The 16,783-nt window shown below is 65.5% G+C and carries 21 protein-coding genes and 1 pseudogene; 15 read left to right on the top strand and 7 right to left on the bottom strand.

The window, feature by feature from the left end; genetic code table 11:
* Positions 1-160: 160 nt before the first annotated feature.
* On the bottom strand, positions 161-331 hold the full coding sequence (locus APS40_RS24690) for a DUF1127 domain-containing protein (protein WP_082434647.1): 171 nt from the start codon (positions 329-331) through the stop codon (positions 161-163).
* Positions 332-424: 93 nt separating this feature from the next.
* A complete protein-coding gene (locus APS40_RS25105; protein ID WP_156343069.1) occupies positions 425-571 on the bottom strand; it encodes a DUF1127 domain-containing protein in 147 nt (48 codons plus the stop codon).
* Between the two features lie 101 nt (positions 572-672).
* Here APS40_RS25105 and APS40_RS24230 point away from each other — a divergent pair, with 101 nt between their 5' ends.
* The 13 genes from APS40_RS24230 to APS40_RS24685 all read left to right on the top strand — a co-directional run bounded on the left by APS40_RS24230 (position 673) and on the right by APS40_RS24685 (position 10,416).
* A complete protein-coding gene (locus tag APS40_RS24230) occupies positions 673-1,146 on the top strand; it encodes a GFA family protein (protein ID WP_197279399.1) in 474 nt (157 codons plus the stop codon).
* 80 nt (positions 1,147-1,226) lie between these two features.
* A complete protein-coding gene (locus tag APS40_RS24225; RefSeq protein WP_055049476.1) occupies positions 1,227-1,724 on the top strand; it encodes a heme-degrading domain-containing protein in 498 nt (165 codons plus the stop codon).
* Positions 1,725-1,795: 71 nt separating this feature from the next.
* A complete protein-coding gene (locus tag APS40_RS24220; protein ID WP_055049475.1) occupies positions 1,796-2,683 on the top strand; it encodes a PhzF family phenazine biosynthesis protein in 888 nt (295 codons plus the stop codon).
* An 82-nt stretch (positions 2,684-2,765) separates the two neighbouring features.
* Positions 2,766-3,764, top strand: coding sequence for an aldo/keto reductase (locus tag APS40_RS24215; RefSeq protein ID WP_055049474.1), 999 nt, complete (start codon positions 2,766-2,768; stop codon positions 3,762-3,764).
* Complete coding sequence (locus APS40_RS24210; RefSeq protein WP_055049473.1) at positions 3,764-4,348, top strand: TetR family transcriptional regulator; 585 nt, start codon at positions 3,764-3,766, stop codon at positions 4,346-4,348. Before APS40_RS24215 ends, APS40_RS24210 begins: the two co-directional genes overlap by 1 nt.
* Before the next feature lie 103 nt (positions 4,349-4,451).
* Positions 4,452-4,877, top strand: coding sequence for a hypothetical protein (locus tag APS40_RS24205; protein WP_156343068.1), 426 nt, complete (start codon positions 4,452-4,454; stop codon positions 4,875-4,877).
* A gap of 24 nt (positions 4,878-4,901) precedes the next feature.
* Positions 4,902-5,306, top strand: coding sequence for a CopD family protein (locus APS40_RS24200; protein ID WP_055049471.1), 405 nt, complete (start codon positions 4,902-4,904; stop codon positions 5,304-5,306).
* Positions 5,306-5,683, top strand: a complete 378-nt coding sequence (locus APS40_RS24195) for a VOC family protein (protein ID WP_055049470.1) — start codon at positions 5,306-5,308, stop codon at positions 5,681-5,683. The genes APS40_RS24200 and APS40_RS24195 overlap by 1 nt, the downstream gene beginning before the upstream one ends.
* Positions 5,684-5,779: 96 nt before the next feature.
* Complete coding sequence (locus APS40_RS25485; protein WP_257720966.1) at positions 5,780-5,905, top strand: hypothetical protein; 126 nt, start codon at positions 5,780-5,782, stop codon at positions 5,903-5,905.
* A gap of 115 nt (positions 5,906-6,020) precedes the next feature.
* Positions 6,021-7,616, top strand: coding sequence for a 2-isopropylmalate synthase (locus APS40_RS24190; RefSeq protein ID WP_055049469.1), 1,596 nt, complete (start codon positions 6,021-6,023; stop codon positions 7,614-7,616).
* Between the two features lie 74 nt (positions 7,617-7,690).
* Positions 7,691-8,140, top strand: a complete 450-nt coding sequence (locus APS40_RS24185) for a GNAT family N-acetyltransferase (RefSeq protein WP_055049468.1) — start codon at positions 7,691-7,693, stop codon at positions 8,138-8,140.
* Between the two features lie 100 nt (positions 8,141-8,240).
* Positions 8,241-9,185 carry an endonuclease/exonuclease/phosphatase family protein gene (locus APS40_RS24180; RefSeq protein WP_055049467.1) on the top strand — a complete coding sequence of 315 codons (945 nt, stop codon included), beginning with the start codon at positions 8,241-8,243 and terminating at the stop codon, positions 9,183-9,185.
* Between the two features lie 97 nt (positions 9,186-9,282).
* Positions 9,283-10,416, top strand: a complete 1,134-nt coding sequence (locus APS40_RS24685) for a glycosyltransferase 61 family protein (RefSeq protein WP_082434645.1) — start codon at positions 9,283-9,285, stop codon at positions 10,414-10,416.
* Here APS40_RS24685 and APS40_RS24170 read toward each other — a convergent pair.
* Together APS40_RS24170 and APS40_RS24165 are read right to left on the bottom strand one after the other, a co-directional pair.
* Positions 10,374-11,420, bottom strand: a pseudogene (locus APS40_RS24170) (ornithine cyclodeaminase); the annotation flags it as partial. The gene APS40_RS24685 and the pseudogene APS40_RS24170 sit on opposite strands and share 43 nt — an antisense overlap.
* A 41-nt stretch (positions 11,421-11,461) precedes the next feature.
* Positions 11,462-12,412, bottom strand: a complete 951-nt coding sequence (locus APS40_RS24165; RefSeq protein ID WP_055049465.1) for an arginase — start codon at positions 12,410-12,412, stop codon at positions 11,462-11,464.
* A gap of 110 nt (positions 12,413-12,522) precedes the next feature.
* Here APS40_RS24165 and APS40_RS24160 point away from each other — a divergent pair, with 110 nt between their 5' ends.
* Positions 12,523-12,972 carry an Lrp/AsnC family transcriptional regulator gene (locus APS40_RS24160; RefSeq protein ID WP_055049464.1) on the top strand — a complete coding sequence of 150 codons (450 nt, stop codon included), beginning with the start codon at positions 12,523-12,525 and terminating at the stop codon, positions 12,970-12,972.
* A gap of 69 nt (positions 12,973-13,041) precedes the next feature.
* On the opposite strand, the gene APS40_RS24155 is transcribed toward APS40_RS24160, so the two are convergent.
* The 3 genes from APS40_RS24155 to APS40_RS24145 all read right to left on the bottom strand — a co-directional run bounded on the left by APS40_RS24155 (position 13,042) and on the right by APS40_RS24145 (position 15,821).
* Entirely contained in the window at positions 13,042-13,953 is a 912-nt protein-coding gene (locus APS40_RS24155; RefSeq protein ID WP_082434643.1) for a S8 family serine peptidase, read from the bottom strand.
* 18 nt (positions 13,954-13,971) lie between these two features.
* Complete coding sequence (locus APS40_RS24150; RefSeq protein WP_055049463.1) at positions 13,972-14,514, bottom strand: hypothetical protein; 543 nt, start codon at positions 14,512-14,514, stop codon at positions 13,972-13,974.
* 203 nt (positions 14,515-14,717) lie between these two features.
* A complete protein-coding gene (locus APS40_RS24145) occupies positions 14,718-15,821 on the bottom strand; it encodes a pyridoxal phosphate-dependent aminotransferase (RefSeq protein WP_055049462.1) in 1,104 nt (367 codons plus the stop codon).
* Positions 15,822-16,058: 237 nt separating this feature from the next.
* Here APS40_RS24145 and msrA point away from each other — a divergent pair, with 237 nt between their 5' ends.
* Positions 16,059-16,703, top strand: a complete 645-nt coding sequence (gene msrA / locus APS40_RS24140; protein WP_055049461.1) for a peptide-methionine (S)-S-oxide reductase MsrA — start codon at positions 16,059-16,061, stop codon at positions 16,701-16,703.
* Positions 16,704-16,783 lie beyond the last annotated feature (80 nt).

Here is a 16,783-nt window from a genome sequence, read left to right as displayed (position 1 = left end):
CTCGCCGGCAAGCCCGGTCGCGACGTTGTAGCAGGTCCGGGCGGCGGCACCGAGTATCGTGCGCGGTTGAGGCGAACCGGTGGCGATTAGCCCGTAAAGACGAAGGGCTCCGGCGTGATCGCTCGGAGCCCTTCAGCTTGGCATATCGGATACCGGCAGATTACTCATGGCCACGGCGCGGCGTCGTATGATGCCGGCCGGCGCGCATGGCCGCGAGGTCGCCGCGCGTAAGTCCGATGTCGCGGAGCAGGTGGTCGTCAAACTTCATCAGGTCGGTGAGGACCCGTTTGCGTTCCGCGCGACGGAACATGGACGTCAGGCTGAAAGCCATTTTCTCTCATCTCGTCAGTTTTGGGTGGTGCCTGGATCGGCGGAGCGGGCTTATGCCCGGGGATCGATGAATGCCTGATGAACCGTTTCGCCCTTAGCGGGGCTTGCGGCCGAACCAGGTTTTCTGCTTCCTGAGTTCCTCGCGCGTCAGCCCGATATCGTCCAGCAGACGGTCTTCAATCTGCTGGTTCGGCGTGCGGGAACGCAGGTGGTCGGCCAGCAGCAACAATTCGGGGATCATGTTCGATTTCCTTGTCTCGATACCGGCTGGGCCGGCGTTGCGCCGCCCAATGACCCAAGCCGGTTGAACCGGTTCTGAACAAGGACTTCAGGGAGAGACCTTTGAGTGAGATCGCGTTACCGACGTTCCCGATAGAGGGCGGCTGCATCTGTGGAGCGGTGCGCTACCGGATCACCGGCGCCCCGCTCGCCGTCTACAATTGCCATTGCCGTGACTGCCAGCGCCTGAGCGGCGCCACGCACTCCATGTCGATGCCGATCGGCCGTGAACGGCTCGAGCACCTTGGGGGTGAGTTGGTCGCCTACGACAAGCCGGCCGACAGCGGCCGCACGGTTCGGATGCTCGGGTGCGCGAGGTGCGGCACCAAGCTATGGAACGAGCCGCTGGCGGCGCCGGCGATGCTGGTGGTCAAGCCCGGGACGCTCGACGATCCGAGCTGGGCGGTGCCGATCGGCAACATCTGGACCGCCAGCCGGCTGCCCTGGGCGGTGATCGACGCGGGCCAGGTCAACTTTCCCGGCCAGCCTCCAGACCGGCAGCCGCTCTACGATGCATGGAGTGCCGCGACGGCCTGAGCTGAGGGAGTTGGGGTGGGGCGGCTTGCCGCGAGGAAAGGCGGGTGGCTATATCGCCCGCAATCAGAGGAGCGGACGACATGACGACGGCAGACGACATCGCGAAGATCATCGAGCAGGAGCGGGGGCTGGAGTTCAGCCAGTTCGACGAACATGTCGCCTTCTCGATCGGTGCGCGGGTCCGCGAGCGTGCCGTGCGGGAAAAGCTCGGGCTGGTGGTCGATGTGCGCACCTGGGACCGGCAGATGTTCTATGCGGCGATGCCTGGAACCACAGCTGACAACCCCAACTGGGTTCGCCGCAAGATCAACACCGTGCAACGGCTGCTGAAATCCAGCTATCGCGTGGCGCTGGAGCAGGCCCGCGAGGATCGGCTGTTTGCCCCGAATCGGGCGCTCGACGGCGCCGACTTCGTGCTCGCCGGCGGCGCCTTCCCGATCCGCATCAAGGGGTTCGGACCAATCGGCTGCGTCACCATTTCGGGCCTGCACGAGCGCGACGACCATCAGGTCGCCGTCGATGCCGTGGTGGACGAACTCGGTCTCGACAAGGCGGCGTTCGCGCTGGCGAAGCTCTAGTCGAGCCTCCGGCTGCCGCTTGACAGGGTGCGCGCTGCCGCCACAACTGCTGCCCGCCGCGGAGCCCTGAAATGAAACTCAACTACGTGCTGCTTGATGTCTTCACCACCGAGCGGTTGAAGGGCAATCCCCTTGCCGTCGTGCTCAAGGCCGATGGGCTGCTCGACGATCAGATGCAGGCGATAGCCGCCGAGTTCAATCTGTCGGAGACCGTATTCATCCAGAAGGCGCAGTCCGAGCGGCATGCGGCAGCCGTGCGCATTTTCACGCCGATGGTGGAACTGCCCTTCGCCGGACATCCGACTGTCGGGGCTGCGGTGGTGCTGGGGCTGCAGAACCGCAGCACGGCCGTGCGGCTGGAGGAGCAAGTCGGGGTCATCACCTGTGTGATCGAGCGGGTGGAGAAGGATGTCGGGTTGGCGCGCTTCGCCCTGCCGCGACTGCCGGAGGAGGCCGGTTCGGCGCCGGCCGCCGAAGCGATCGCAGCGACGCTGGGGCTCGATCCCGAAGAGATCGGCTGTGGCCCGTATCAGCCGGCGGTGTTTTCGGCGGGCGTGCCTTACTATCTGCTGCCGGTGCGCGATACGGCGGCCCTGAAGCGTATCCGGCTGGAACGACGCGGCTGGGATGAGACCTATCCAATTGGCCATGGGTCGATCTACGTCTTCACGCAGACGCCCGAAGAGCGCAGCAACGACTTTGCGGCGCGGATGTTCTCGCCCGGCATGGGGCTGGGGGAGGATCCGGCCACCGGATCGGCCGCGGCGGCGCTGATCGGCCTGCTGGCGCGCCATTGCAGTGGTGGCCAGCATGAGTTCCGGCTGCGGCAGGGGCACGAGATGGGCCGCCCGAGCCTGATCACCATGCAGTTGCGCAAGGACGACGACAAGCTCACCCATGGCGGAATCGGCGGTCACGCGGTGATCGTCGGCGAAGGCACGCTCAACCTCGGCGACTAACCGCCGACAAATTACGACTGACAGACTTGCAATTCTGTCAGTCGTCATCCACATGATCAGTCTCACCACAAGGAGACTGGTCATGGAACATCGTACGCTTGGAGTATCGGGCCCCGTCGTGTCCGCCCTCGGCCTGGGCGCCATGGGGATGTCGGGCGCCTATGGGCCGTCCGATCGCAGCGAAAGCATCGCCACCGTGCATGCCGCCCTCGAGGCCGGCGTCACGCTGATCGACACCGGCGATTTCTACGGTATGGGCCACAATGAAATGCTGCTCGGCGAAGCGCTGAAAGGCCGGCGCGACAACGCCGTGCTCAGCGTCAAGTTCGGGGCACAGCGCGGTCCGAACGGAGAGTGGTTCGGCTTCGATGCCCGCCCGGCAGCGGTGAAGACCGCGTTGGCTTACACGCTGGAGCGGCTGGGGGTCGACCATATCGACATCTACCGGCCGGCGCGGCTCGATCCGAACGTGCCGATCGAGGAGACGGTCGGCGCCATCAAGGACATGATCGACGCCGGTTACGTGCGGCACCTTGGCCTCTCCGAGGTCGGCCCGGAGACTATCCGCCGTGCAAATGCGGTGCATCCGGTGGTCGACCTGCAGATCGAATACTCGCTGATCTCGCGCGGCATCGAGCGTGCGATCCTGCCGGTGACGCGCGAGCTGGGGATCGGCATCACCGCCTATGGGGTGCTGTCGCGCGGCCTGATCAGCGGCCACTGGAGCAAGGGCGAACTCGTAGTCGGCGATTTCCGCGGCCACAGTCCACGCTTCAGCGGCGAGAACCTCGATCACAATCTGCAACTGGTCGAGCAGTTGCGCGCCATTGCAGCCGACAAGTCCATCAGCGTCGCCCAATTGGCGATCGCCTGGGTGCTGGCGCAGGGCAGGGACATCGTTCCGGTCATCGGCGCGCGCCGCCCGGATCGGCTCAGCGAAGCGCTCGGCGCGCTCGAAGTGGTGTTGACTGAGGCCGATCTGTCGGCCATCGAAGAGGCGGTCCCACCCGATGCCGCGCGCGGCGCGCGCTATCTGCCTGCGCAGATGGCGATGCTTGACAGCGAGCGAACTGGAGCCTGATGAACGAGGTCTTGACCCGCGAGCGCATCCTCGAAGCGGCGGAACAGGTGTTTCGCCGTTTCGGGCCGCACAAGACGACGGTGGTCGACGTAGCGCGGCTGCTGGGCGTCAGCCACGGCAGTGTCTATCGCCATTTCGACAGCAAGGTTGCGTTGCGCGACGCGGTCGTCGAGGGCTGGCTGAAGCGCACCACGGATCCGTTGGCCGCCATTGCGGCCTCGGGGGAAGCGCCACCGCTCCGGCTGCGGCGGTGGTTCAGCACGCTGCTCACACTGAAGCGGGAAAAGATAAAGGGCGATCCTGAGCTGTTCTCGGTGTCACGCACCATCTTCGCCGAGGCGAGCGAGGTGGTGGCCAAGCACGTAGACAACCTGGTGGGTCAGCTGGAGACCATCATCCGGGATGGCATTGCCAGCGGCGACTTCCGGCCGGTCGACCCGCGCGCCACAGCGCAAGCGATGTTCGACGCCACGGCGCGCTTCCACGACCCCGCCCATGGCACCGAGTGGAGCGCCCCGGATGTCGACGCCGGGTTCGACCGGGTTTACGAACTGATCACCGCCGGGATACGAGCGCAGGCTTGAGCCGGAGGATCGGCGTTCACGGTTGTACCCGCGTGATCTGTCGACGCTAGTGCAGCGCGCGCAACTCAGCTAGCCTCCCCGCCGGCATTTGGAGGGCTGAGCCGTGTACGTTGTCGCGCTATTGATCTTCTTCATCCATGTCGTTGCGTTCATTGCCGGGGGCGCCAACCTGGTGCTCATGCCGATCGTCGGCTCGAGGCTGGCGAGCGCGACGCCGGAGCAGCGGGGCCTGCTGTTCGGAATCGTCGAGGGATTTGCCAAAGTTGGCAAATACGCTTTCGGCACCCTGTTGATCACCGGCATCCTGACCCTGTGGCTCAAATGGAACTGGGTGGTTCCGAATGCCTGGTTCTGGGTCAAGATGCTCGGAATCCTCGGAATGGTCGTCTTCATCAGCCTCAACGAGATGAACCGGAAGAAGGCCATTGCGGGCGATGCCGAAGCCGGCAAGCGCTCGAAGATGTTCGGTCAGCTGACCGGGGTGTCCTTCCTCGTCGTCGTGTTTTCGGCCGTGTTCGCGTTCAACTGAAATACGTCTGCAACTGAGGTCATCTTGGACGCCGCCTATCCGGTCCTGCTCATCGCCCACTTCATCGGCCTCATGCTGGTGGCGGCGGCGTTCCTGCCGTTGCTCGGGATGATGGGGCAGGCCGGTACGGCGCCGCAGACCAATCGGCTGCTGACCCGCTTCGGGCACTACGGCATCGTGGTGCTGCTGGTCAGCGGGCCGCTGCTGATCTGGGTGCGCTACGGCAGCTTCGAGGGCATCAGCCACTGGTTCTGGGCCAAGATGGGCTTCGTGCTGCTGCTGGCCGTCGGTGTGGTCATGTCTGCGGTGTCGGCGCGGAGGATGCGCGCCGGTGACGCGGCGGCGGCCGCACGGGGCAGGCTGGGGCGGAGCATCGCGGTGGTGTCGCTGCTGGCGATCGTGGTGTTCGCCGTGCTGGCGTTCGCCTGATGCCGCGACTCGATCACATCAATATCGACGTCTCCGACGGCGCACGGATGGTGCGTTTCTTCGCCGAGGTGCTGGGCGCCGAGGAGGGCTTTCGCCCGCCGTTCGATTTTCCAGGTCACTGGATCTATGTCGACGGGCACCCGGCCATTCATCTAAATGTGGCGCCGCGGGCGGGCGACTTCCCGCGCGGCATGGTCAATCACGTGGCCTTCGGGGTGTATGAGTTCGAAGCCACCAGGGCGCGCATCGAGGCAGGCGGGTGGCGCTACCGGATCACCGGGATCCCCGATTCGGAGATCGGACAGTTCTTCGTCGAGGGGCCGGAAGGGCTGCTGCTCGAGGTGCAGTTTCGCCGGCAGCGACCGGCAGGCGGCTAGGGCGCTTCATCTTCCGTCAGTTGCCGCTTCGCAAAGGCTTGCACAAGCGCGGGAATTCGCGCAGTATTTGCGCCGTAGCTAGTTTTGGTCTGATGAATGCAGCGCAACCGCGCCATTGCCATAGCCGCCGCCCAGCAGAAGGCTCGTGAGAGCCGGCTGATGTTTGCGGCCGCTTTGCTGCTGCTTCCGGCCGCCCTGCTTCTCCTTCTTATCAGCCCCTGATAACCGACAGCTCGGCTAGCGAGCGGGTGGTCAGGGGAGCGCGCAGGTAACCGAACAACGATTTGTCCGGTCGCGACGGTTTTCGAACCCCGGCCGTTTGATAGGAAAAACTGAAATGAGCACCCAGGCAGCGGCAGCGAGCAACAAGGCAAGCTCCTCCAACAAGGACCGCGTCTTCATCTTCGATACGACGTTGCGCGATGGCGAGCAGAGCCCAGGCGCCACGATGACGCTGGAGGAGAAACTCCAGGTCGCCGAAGCGCTCGACGAAATGGGCGTCGACATCATCGAGGCCGGTTTCCCAATTGCCTCGAACGGTGACTTCGATGCCGTCGTGGCGGTCGCCAAGCAGGTGAAGAACGCGGTGGTCGCCGGTCTCGCCCGAGCCATCCCCGGCGATATTGCCCGGGCCGGCGAGGCGGTACGGCACGCCAGGCAGGGCCGCATCCACACGTTCGTTTCCACTTCGCCGATCCATCTGGCGCACCAGATGAAGAAGACCGAGGAGCAGGTGCTGGAGATCATCACCGCCACGGTTAGCCAGGCGCGCAACCTGATCGACAATGTCGAGTGGAGCGCGATGGATGCGACCCGCACGCCGATCGACTACCTGGCGCGCTGCGTCGAGCTCGCCATCAAGGGCGGCGCCACCACCATCAACCTGCCGGACACCGTCGGCTATGCTATTCCGGCCGAGCACGAGGCGATGTTCCGCTCGATCATCGAGCGGGTGCCCGGTGCCGACAAGGTGATCTTCTCGGCCCATTGCCACAACGACCTGGGGCTGGCCGTCGCCAATTCGCTGGCAGCGGTGCGCGGCGGGGCGCGGCAGATCGAATGCACCATCAATGGGCTGGGCGAGCGGGCCGGCAACGCGGCGCTCGAGGAAGTGGTGATGGCGCTGCGTACCCGCGGCGACGCCATGCCCTACGATACCGAGATCGACTCGACCCACCTGAGCCGCGCCAGCAAGATCGTCTCGGCGGCGGCGAACTTCCCGGTGCAGTACAACAAGGCCATCGTCGGCAAGAACGCTTTCGCGCACGAGAGCGGCATCCACCAGGATGGCATGCTGAAGAACGCCCAGACCTACGAGATCATGACGCCGGCCTCGGTCGGCATCAAGGAAACCACCCTGGTGATGGGCAAGCACTCGGGGCGCGCCGCCTTCAAGGACAAGTTGAAGGAACTGGGCTACGACCTGGGCGACAATGCCTTTCAGGAGGCGTTCGTCCGCTTCAAGGATTTGGCCGACCGCAAGAAGCACGTCTACGACGCCGACATCGTCGCCTTGGTCGATGACGAGGCAGGCTCGGTCGACGACCGCATCAAGCTGGTCGATATGGAAGTGTTGTCCAAGACCGGCGGCGTCCACCATTGCGACCTGGTCATCACCATCGACGGGGTCGAAGTGAAGGCTTCGTTCGACGGCACCGGCTCGGTGGATGCGATCTTCAACGCCATCAAGCAGGCCGTGGGCAAGGACCCGCACCTGGTGCTCTACGCCATCGACGGCGTCACCGGCGGAACCGACGCCCAGGCGAGCGCCCATGTGCGCCTCGAGATGAACGGCCGGATCGTTTCGGGCAACGCGGCCGAGCCGGACACCCTCGTCGCCTCGGCCCGCGCCTACATCAATGCCTATAACCGCCTGCTGCTCGAACGCGGCGCTGCCGCGCAGGGCGCCACCGAGGCCGCCGCAGCGAGCTGATCCTCGCCGTTGGCAGACACTCTCGGAGCCGCCCTTCGGGGCGGCTCTTGTGCATCGGAACAACGAGGCGAGAAATGACCTATCAACTGCGGGAGCTGGCTTCGCCTGACGACTGGGAAGCCATGCATCGGATTCGGCTGGAAACCCTGTTCACCCAGGAGCGGCATCCCGGTCTCGTCTACGATCGGGCCCATCCCGACGACACCGAGCCGGCGCACCGGAAGTTCCTGCTCATGCTCGACGGTGTCCCGATCGGCACGACCCGGCTCGATCCGCGTGATGAGGGCGGCATCCTCCGGCTGGTCGCCATCGTGCCGGGGCTGCAGCGACAGGGACATGGCTCGGTGCTCGAGGCCCTGCTGATCGACTATGCGAGGGCGCGCGGCATGAAGCGGCTTTGGCTCAACGCCGCGCCCGAGGCAGTCGGCTTCTACGAGAAACTCGGCTGGACGCCGCAGGTCTGGGACGAAGAGGAATTTGTCAGTTTCGCACGCGACTGCGTGCAGATGACCAAACCGATCTGATCCGAGACGCGAGCGGCCGGGGAAGCGAGACGCCATTCGACGTTTCACTGTAGGGTGGCCCCCCCAGGCCCAGGCCCGACTCGAACCGTTGGGAGCGCTCATGCTGCGAGAACTGAGGGGCGGTCTCACTGCGCTGGCCCTGGTGGTTTCCGCGGTGCTGGCTGCGGTCAGCATCGAGCTGGGTATTCCCGGCCAGGCCCTGCTGCAGTCGCTGCGCTTCCACATCGCCGCGGCGCTGCTGGGCCTGGTGGTGCTGTTGTTCCTTGGCGGCGCCTGGCGCCGGGCGCTGCTGTTTCTCCTGGCCTTCGCCGTCAGCACCGGACAGGGCGCTGCCGTCATCTATCGCCAGCAGGAAGCGCGTGACCCGCTGGTCGCAGCGGCAGGCAAGCCGCTGCTGAAGCTGCTGAGCTTCAATATCCTCAGCGGCAACCCGAACGGCGAGACCATAGCGCGGTTCGTCGCCGGCTCCGGCGCGGACCTCGTGGTGCTGCTCGAGGCAGCGCCGGTCGCCGCGTATGTCGGGATCCTGCGCGCCAGCTATCCGTATTCCGCTGGCTGCGAGGACGGCGACCGCTGTGGCGGAGTGGTGATCCTGTCGCGCACACCGCTGGCGGATGTTTCGGTACAGTCGATGAGCGGTATCTGGGTCAACCGGCTGGTGACCGCAACCACCGAGGTCCTCGGGCAGAAGGTCAACATCGTCGCGGCGCACCTGGTGAAGCCCTATTTCGACGATTTCGCCGCCCAGGAACTGGCGAAGCTGGGCGCGGTGATCGGCAAGCTGGAGGGCCCGGTGGTGCTGGCCGGCGATTTCAACGCCGCCGCCTGGTCCGGCGCTATCGACCGGCTGATCACCCGGCAGCAATTGCTGCCCGGCCCTGCCTATCCAGCGACCTGGCCGGTGCGGCTCGGTCCTCTGGGCGTCCCTATCGACAACGTCTTCACCCGGGCGCCACTGGTGATCTGGAACATCGAGGCGGTGGCGGACGCCATGGGCTCCAATCACCGCGGGCTGATGGCGGAGATCGGGATGGCGGGGGACTGAAGGAGCGATTGCCAGCGGCACTGGCCACTTGCTACGACATCGTGATCGCGCAGGTTTGTCGGGGGGCAACGTGCGGCAATCAGACAAGCCATCAACGATGCTTGTGGCGTTGCGCCGGGCCGGCCGCCGGGCCCGCTGGTGGGCCTTTATCCTGTTGGGGGTTTTTCGTCCCGAGCGACTACGGCTGGGCCGGCCGCCACCTTGGCGAGTACCCGAGGCTCCCGTCGCAGCCGAGCCGCGCTCTTCCATTCGAGTGGCGGTATCGCGCCCGGTGGTCTACGGGGAGCTGATTCCGGCGGACTTCTCCAGTCTGCCGGTCAGCGTCGAGGCGCCGGAACCAGCGGTGACGCTGGCGGAAGATGTGATTCTGATCCCCGGGCATCTGTTCGTCGATCGCCGCAAGGGAGCCGTTCTGCCACAGAGTCGCGACATCGCGTACTATCCGCCAAGCCTCTCGGGCGAGGGGGTACGGCCACCCCGGCTGCTCGGACGGCCGCAAGAGGTGCAGGCCGAGGTGTTCGTGATGGATTGCCATTTCACCGACACCTACGGCCACTATCTGCTCGAAGCGCTGCCGCGGCTGATGCTGCTCGACCGGGTCCCTGCAGGCATCGAGATCGTTACATCGATCCCAAGGTCAAAGACCGTCGAGGCGCTGATCGATGGGCTGGGAATCGATCAGACTCGCGTCCGCTACTACCGCGAGCCATTGTTCTGCCGCCGCGCCTACCTGCCGGAGCGTCTGGTACGCCTCAACAGATTCATCCATCCCTTGGCGCGGGAGGCCTTTTCACGAATGGAACGGCTCGGCGTGTCGAGTTCGCCCACGCCGGAACGGGTGTTCATCTCCCGGGCGCGCATCGGGCGTCGTCGCCTTGTCAACGAGGCCGCGATCGAAGCCATATTCGCAGGCCATGGCTTCCATATCGTGCATCCCGAACTACTGCCGATCGAGGAGCAGATTGCGCTGTTCGGCAAGGCGGCGATGATCGCGGGGCTCGGCGGATCGGCCATGCACAATACCGTCTTCAGCCCGCCGGAGACCAAGGTGCTGCTGGTCAGTTCGCTTGACTGGTTCGTCAAAACGGATGTGCTGATCAGCCAGCGCGCCGGCCAACTCGGTTATGTGTTCGGTAGAACCTCCGACAATGCCGACGATGCCGGTGATCGCACCTGGCGGGTGAATCCGGCGGCAGTCGAGGCCGCGGTCGTCGCCCATTTCGGACTCTGAGGCGCAACGAGGCCGAACAGATCCTTCGGATCGGCGAGGTCCGGGATCAGGTCGATATCGTGGGGCGCCATGGCGGTCAGGTCGCGCACGTAGCGCAGGGCCGCGAAGTCCTCGATGGCGAAGCCGACCGAGTCGAACAGCGTGACGGAGCCCGAGGCCGGCCGACCGGGCGCCTTGCCAGTCAGGACCTGCCACAGCTCGGTGACCAGAAAATCGGCCGGCAACTGCTGGATTTCTCCTTCGATGCGGGTCTGCGGCGTGTATTCGGTGAACACGGCGGCATCGGCGACGATGGCGGGATGAAGCTCGGTCTTGCCGGGGCAGTCGCCGCCGATGGCGTTGAGGTGCATGCCCGGTACCACCAGGTCCGGCGTCAGGATCCTCGCATTGGTCTTGGCGGCCGTGGCGGTGGTGACGATATCGGCCCCGGCCACAGCTTCAGCTACGGAGCTGGCGCGCACGATCTCAAGGCCACTGCTTGCGAGGTTGAGGCAGAACTTGTCCATCGCTTCGCCGTCGATGTCGAAGATGCTGAGGCGATCGATGCCCAGCAGCGCCTTGAAAGCCAGCGCCTGGAACTCCGACTGCGCGCCGGCGCCGATCAGCGCCATGCTCCGGCTATTGGCGCGCGCCAGGGCGCGGGCGGCAACGGCGGAGGTGGCCGCGGTGCGCAGGGCGGTGAGGATGGTCATCTCCGACACCAGCATTGGATAGCCGGTCGCGACGTCGGCGAGGACGCCGAAAGCCGTCACGGTCAGCTTGCCGGCTGCCGTGTTGCGCGGATGCCCGTTGACGAACTTCATGGCATAAAGCGCGCCATCGGAAGCCGGCATCAGTTCGATCACGCCGTCGCGGCTTTGGCTGGCGAGGCGTGCCGTCGTCTCGAACCGCTCCCAGCGGCGGAAGTCGGCCTCGACATAGTCTGCAAGGCCGCGCAGGAACGGCTCGATCCCGATGCGGCGCAGCAGGGCGCGAATATCTTCGGTGCCGATGAACTGGGTCATTTGGGCCTCCTTGCGTGACGCACCACCACAGCCTTGCCGGCTCACGCCGCCTGGTGGCCGAGTGCGGGGTGGTGGGCTGCGACTTCCGAGTAGTCACCGAACAGGCGTGCGGTGAGATCGACCATCAGCTCGGCGCTCCTGCCGAGCCGGTCGAGCAGGGGGTTCAGCTCAACCAGGTCGAGAGAGGCGAGGCGGCCGCTGCGATGCAGCATCGTCATCACGGTGTGAGCCTCCTCGAGCGTCAGCCCACCGGCAACGGTGGTGCCGACTCCGGGCGCGAGGCTCGGATCCATCGCGTCGACGTCGAGCGAAAGGTGCAGGTGCCCGTTCGCCGCCTCGACCCGCTCGATGAAGTGGCGCAGGGGCGTGGCGACGCCGGCAATGCGTATGGCGTCCATGTCGACCACCTGCACGCCGCGCTCGTCCAGCAACTGGGCTTCCTCGCAGTCGAGCGCGCGAGCGCCGAGGATCATGACATTGGCCGGATCGACCGGCGCGAACCAGTCCGCCGCGTTGCGAAAGCCCGGCTCGCCGCAAAGGCGCGCCAGCGCCATGCCGTGGATGTTGCCGGTCTCGGTGGTCTGCCAGGTGTTGTAGTCGCCGTGGGCATCGAACCACAGCACGAACAATGGCCGGCCGACGTCGCGACAATAGCGGGCGACGCCCGCTACCGACCCCATCGAGATGGAGTGGTCGCCGCCGAGGAAAACGGGCCGCGCGCCGCTCTCGAGGCTCAGGTAGCCTGCCGCACTGGTGCCGACAGCGAGGGCATCGATCTCGGCGGCAGGCGGAAGCCGCGCCCCTATGTCGATATCCCCCAGGTCCGCCACGGCGAAGCCGAGCCCGCTCAGCCGCTCGGCCAGGCCGGCGGTGCGCAGATCGTCGGGGCCAAGCGCTGCGCCGCGGCAGGAGGCGCCGGCATCGCTCGGCACCCCGATCAGATCGATACGGTTGCCGGCAAAGGGGCGGCGCAGGCGAAGGTCGTGCAGCATCGTGGTGTCCTCGATTGCAGTCGCCCCTATATGGCGCTGCACCACTGCTGACGAAAAGCGAAACAAGTGCTAGAAATGCGTAGTCAATCGCGCAGAATGATGGACAACGCATGACAAATAGCGCACTGGGTCTTGACGATCTCGACTACCGGCTGATCGCCCTGCTGCGCACCGACGGCCGCATGCCGGTAGCCAAGCTCGCGGCGCAACTTGGTGTCTCCCGCGCAACGGTGGCGGCAAGGATGGAGCGGCTGGAGCGTTCGGGCGCGATCGCAGGCTACACGGTCGTGGTGCAGGCCCGGGGACGTGCGGACGCGATACGGGCCATCACCATGGTCGAAGTGGACGGCAAGAACTCCGAGCAGATCATCCGTCGGCTCGCGGGCTTTCCCGAGATTCGCGGGCTCTACACCACCAATGGCCGCTGGGACGTGGTGGCGGAGATCGAAACGCCGACGCTGCGCGAGTTCGACGAATTGCTGCGCAAGGTCCGCCAGATCGACGGCATCGCCAACACCGAAACCAGCATCCTGCTGGGCGTGCGCAAGGAACTGGGCTGAGGTCGCGGACGATGTCGCCTCGGTAGTGGCCGAGGCGACATCTGCATGTGAAGTTGTGACGCGATCGGGTTACCTGATCGTCAGCGGCGCCAGAGCGCGGCTGAGGCTGGCCTCGCCCATGCCATAGGTCGCCGCGTTGTAGTTGAGCAGCGTGTCCTTGCGCGCGGTGTTCAACAGCTGGTTGGTGATCTGCGTGGGTGTCGCGCTGGTAAACTTGCTGCCCAGGATCGACGCGTAGCCCGAAATGATCGGCGCGGCGAACGAGGTGCCGGCCAATCCGGTCTTGCTGCTGTCGACGCCGACGACGAGGAAATGGCTCTGCACCGCCGTGTTGGTGCCGGCCCGGTTCGAGTAGGAGGCGAGGCTCGCAGGGTTCGAGACGGTGCCATTGGTGGTGAGGGCGCCGACATAGATGGCCGACTGCGTACCGACAAGCGCGAGGTTGAAGAAATCCTTGTTGCCGGCGGCGTTGGTGGAGCCGATGGCGATCCCATCATTGCCGGCCGCCTTCACCACAACCGCCCGGCCGTTCCTGGCGTAGTTGATGATCGAGGATTCCTGCGCGCTCCATCCCAGCTGATTGAGGCTGTAGGTGCCTTTGGCATACATGCCGTAGCTGAGGTTCAGCACGTTGAGCCCGGCGGCGAGGTTGACCGTAGTGCCGGAATAAAAGCTCTGTGACCTGATCGTTGCCAGCGGCGCGATCATGCTGACCTCGAGCCGCGTCCACTCGCCGTGCCGATAGAGCAACGAGCCGGTGCCGAGATTGCCGGTGAAGCGGTTGCCGCTGCTGAAGTCGTCGACGACGGTGATGGTTGTCCGCTGGCCCTTGTACCCTTGGGTCCAGGCGTCGCCGATGTCGGGGCTCATCCAGCTCCTGAGGACCGGCGTGGCGGTTTGGGCGACCGAGGCGGGGACGCTGCCGAGCACGCCAAGGGCGGCAAGGGCTGCGATTGCGAGGTATCTGAAAGGTGAGATCATGGCGTGCACTCCTGGACGCTAGAAACTGGCGGTGTAGCTGAGAGAAATGTGGAGCCGGTTGGGCTCGGCATGGGCGAGGTACTGCAGCGTTTCTTCCGGCGGCAGGACCGTTGCGGCGAGGCGGCAGTTGACGGTCTGGATACCGGCGATGTCGCCGTAGTCGGCTTCGCAGGTATGTTCGGTGAGATCACCCCAGAACGTGCCGCGGACGGAAAGCGACAGCACGGCATTGGGGAGCGGATGCGCCTGGGTGACGAAGCCGAGACGCAAGCTCGGGTCGATGGTGTACTTCTCGCCGTGTTCGCCGGTGGTGAAGCCCCATAACAGGCCGAAGTCGTCGCCGAACTGGGTCAGCATGTCGACGCGCGTGTCGGGCCAGTCGGTGCGATACCAGTCTGCGAGCTGCACGGGCGTGCCGTCGGAGAGTTCGTACCCCCGCACCCAGCTGTTCTCCGACGCGTCGTACCAGCCGTCGGCCAGACTGGCGGCGGTGGCGGATAGCTCGGAGTCCTGGGCCATGTCGATCAGGTGAATGGCGACTGCCTGCTCCTGGGCAAACACAGGGGCGCACCAGAGGGACAGCAAGACCAAGGCCAGGCACAGCCCGAAGATGGCAACAGCGCTCGGGTGTCGCGTCGTCGCGCGCCCAAGTCTGCGTCCATCAACCCCAGCGAGCGTTCTGCTCATGAGATAGGCCCCGATTGTCGAGACCAATAGACAGCAGGTTCGCTAAGGAAGTGTTCGGGATCGGAACTAAATAAGAGTTATCGGGCGGCATCCTGCAGCGCGGCCGGCAGTTCTGCAGCCACCACATCGAGCTCTTCGGGACGCCCGACGCTGATGCGGATGTGGCGGTCGAGGCCGGGAGCCATCGGCTTGCGGACGAACACGCCGCGCCGTTCGAGAGCTCTCAACACCTCCATGGCGTATGCGCCGTCGCGGCCGCAGTCGATGGCGACGAAATTGGTGGCCGACGGCACCGAGGCGAGGCCGTTTTCCGTCGCGATGGCGTAGAGGCGCTCGCGACCGGCCGCGACCTTCGCCACCACCTCGGCCAGCCAGGCCTGGTCCGCCAATGCAGCCATCGCGGCCACCTGGCTCAGCCGGGTGACGCCGAAATGGTTGCGAACCTTGTCGAAGGCCCTGATGAATTGGGCTTCGCCGATGGCATAGCCGACGCGCATGCCGGCGAGGCCGTAGGCCTTGGAAAAGGTGCGGGTGCGGATCAGGTTGGAGCGGGCAAGGTCGAGCGGGGGCAGGGTGCCCGCCGGCGCCGTCTCGCAATAGGCCTCGTCGAGCAGGATCAGCGTTTCTTCCGGAACCTCCGCGATGAAGCGCTCGAGCTCCGTCGCGCCCCACCAAGTGCCCATCGGGTTGTCGGGGTTGGACAGATAGATGACCTTGGCCCGTTCGCGGCGCGCCGCCGCAGCGAGCGCTGGGAGATCTTCGTGATGGCCGGAATAGGGGACGGCGACGATCCGGCCGCCGAAGCCGGTGACGTGGTAGTTGAAAGTCGGGTAGGCGCCGAGCGAGGTGACGGCGACGTCGCCCGGTTCGGTGATCAGCCGGGCGATCAGCCCGTGCAAGCCGTCGATGCCTTCGCCCAACGCAACGTTGGCTGAGGGAATACCGAGATGGGCCGCGAGGGCTGCCTTGAGGTCGTGGATCTCGGGGTCGCCGTACATCCATACCCCGCCCGCCGCGGCGGCGATCGCGTCGCTCACCTTCGGGGATGGGCCAAAGCCGCTTTCGTTGGCCCCGACCCGCGCCCGGAACGACACGCCGCTCCGCCGCTCCAGCGCTTCAGGACCGGTGAACGGCACGGTGGACGGCAGGGACTGGGCGAGCGGGGTGAGGATCGGGCGCATGGTGGCGCGAACTTAGATCGAGATCGACAAAACTCGCAGACTTTTCCGATCTCGATCGGGCGATGTGACCGGGTTCTGCTCGGCGGCCTCGATCCGCTCTAAGCGCCTGCTGCAACTCCCCGCGGTCGCACCACGTATCTGTTTGGTTACATCGCCTCGCCGCACGTTAGTTTGTGTTGTGCGTGACGCCGGGGCGGGATCATCATCGTCACCATCGGAACCTTCAGGGTGGACTCCATGCACAAGAACAGGCTGGCGCTCGCGATAGCAATCGTGGGGGCGCTGGGTATGACCGGCGCGCAGGGCGCGGAGACGGCGACCGCGATTTTCGCCGGCGGCTGCTTCTGGTCGATCGAAAGCGATTTCGATCATGCGCCGGGCGTGCTCTCGACCACTTCAGGCTATATCGGCGGGCATGTCGACAACCCCACCTACGAGCAGGTGGTCACCGAAACCACCGGGCACCGCGAGGCAGTGAAGATCGTCTACGACCCGTCGGTCACCAGCTATGAGAAGCTGGTCGATACCTTCTTCCACCTGATCGATCCGATCGAGACGCGCGGGCAGTTCTGCGATTTCGGCGAGAGCTACACCACGGCGATCTACGCCGGCAACGAGACGGAACTGAAGGAAGCCGAGGCCGGCAAGGAAGCGACCACCGCGGCGCTCGGCAAGCCGGTCGCCACACTGGTCGAGATAGCGCCGACCTTCTGGCCGGCCGAGGACTATCACCAGGATTTCTGGAAGGGGTCGGAGATGCTGCAGAACGGCCTGACCCGCGCCCAGCACTATGCCCGCTATCGCTCCGGCTGCGGCAAGAATGCCCAGGTGGAAGCCATCTGGGGCAAGGAAGCTTTCCGCGGATTGGATGGACACGCCTGAGGTGTGACGACCTGCGCGGCCACCAACTCGGTGTCATCACCGCGAAAGCGGGGATCTCCGTTTGCGGTGGTACAGCAAGA

The organism is Devosia sp. A16 (assembly GCF_001402915.1).
Taxonomy (GTDB): Bacteria; Pseudomonadota; Alphaproteobacteria; order Rhizobiales; family Devosiaceae; genus Devosia_A.
Note: the sequence above shows the minus strand (reverse complement) of the source record. Positions and strands in the feature narration are given on the sequence as shown.

Excerpts from the sequence above, each read along its gene's own strand:
- APS40_RS24690 (WP_082434647.1), bottom strand. The coding sequence starts at position 331 with ATGGCTTTCAGCCTGACGTCCATGTTCCGTCGCGCGGAACGCAAACGG.
- APS40_RS25105 (WP_156343069.1), bottom strand. The coding sequence starts at position 571 with ATGATCCCCGAATTGTTGCTGCTGGCCGACCACCTGCGTTCCCGCACG.
- APS40_RS24225 (WP_055049476.1), top strand. The coding sequence starts at position 1,227 with ATGACGACGGCAGACGACATCGCGAAGATCATCGAGCAGGAGCGGGGG.
- APS40_RS24220 (WP_055049475.1), top strand. The coding sequence starts at position 1,796 with ATGAAACTCAACTACGTGCTGCTTGATGTCTTCACCACCGAGCGGTTG.
- APS40_RS24215 (WP_055049474.1), top strand. The coding sequence starts at position 2,766 with ATGGAACATCGTACGCTTGGAGTATCGGGCCCCGTCGTGTCCGCCCTC.
- APS40_RS24210 (WP_055049473.1), top strand. The coding sequence starts at position 3,764 with ATGAACGAGGTCTTGACCCGCGAGCGCATCCTCGAAGCGGCGGAACAG.
- APS40_RS24195 (WP_055049470.1), top strand. The coding sequence starts at position 5,306 with ATGCCGCGACTCGATCACATCAATATCGACGTCTCCGACGGCGCACGG.
- APS40_RS25485 (WP_257720966.1), top strand. The coding sequence starts at position 5,780 with ATGCAGCGCAACCGCGCCATTGCCATAGCCGCCGCCCAGCAGAAGGCT.
- APS40_RS24190 (WP_055049469.1), top strand. The coding sequence starts at position 6,021 with ATGAGCACCCAGGCAGCGGCAGCGAGCAACAAGGCAAGCTCCTCCAAC.
- APS40_RS24185 (WP_055049468.1), top strand. The coding sequence starts at position 7,691 with ATGACCTATCAACTGCGGGAGCTGGCTTCGCCTGACGACTGGGAAGCC.
- APS40_RS24180 (WP_055049467.1), top strand. The coding sequence starts at position 8,241 with ATGCTGCGAGAACTGAGGGGCGGTCTCACTGCGCTGGCCCTGGTGGTT.
- APS40_RS24685 (WP_082434645.1), top strand. The coding sequence starts at position 9,283 with ATGCTTGTGGCGTTGCGCCGGGCCGGCCGCCGGGCCCGCTGGTGGGCC.
- APS40_RS24165 (WP_055049465.1), bottom strand. The coding sequence starts at position 12,412 with ATGCTGCACGACCTTCGCCTGCGCCGCCCCTTTGCCGGCAACCGTATC.
- APS40_RS24160 (WP_055049464.1), top strand. The coding sequence starts at position 12,523 with ATGACAAATAGCGCACTGGGTCTTGACGATCTCGACTACCGGCTGATC.
- APS40_RS24155 (WP_082434643.1), bottom strand. The coding sequence starts at position 13,953 with ATGATCTCACCTTTCAGATACCTCGCAATCGCAGCCCTTGCCGCCCTT.
- APS40_RS24145 (WP_055049462.1), bottom strand. The coding sequence starts at position 15,821 with ATGCGCCCGATCCTCACCCCGCTCGCCCAGTCCCTGCCGTCCACCGTG.
- msrA (WP_055049461.1), top strand. The coding sequence starts at position 16,059 with ATGCACAAGAACAGGCTGGCGCTCGCGATAGCAATCGTGGGGGCGCTG.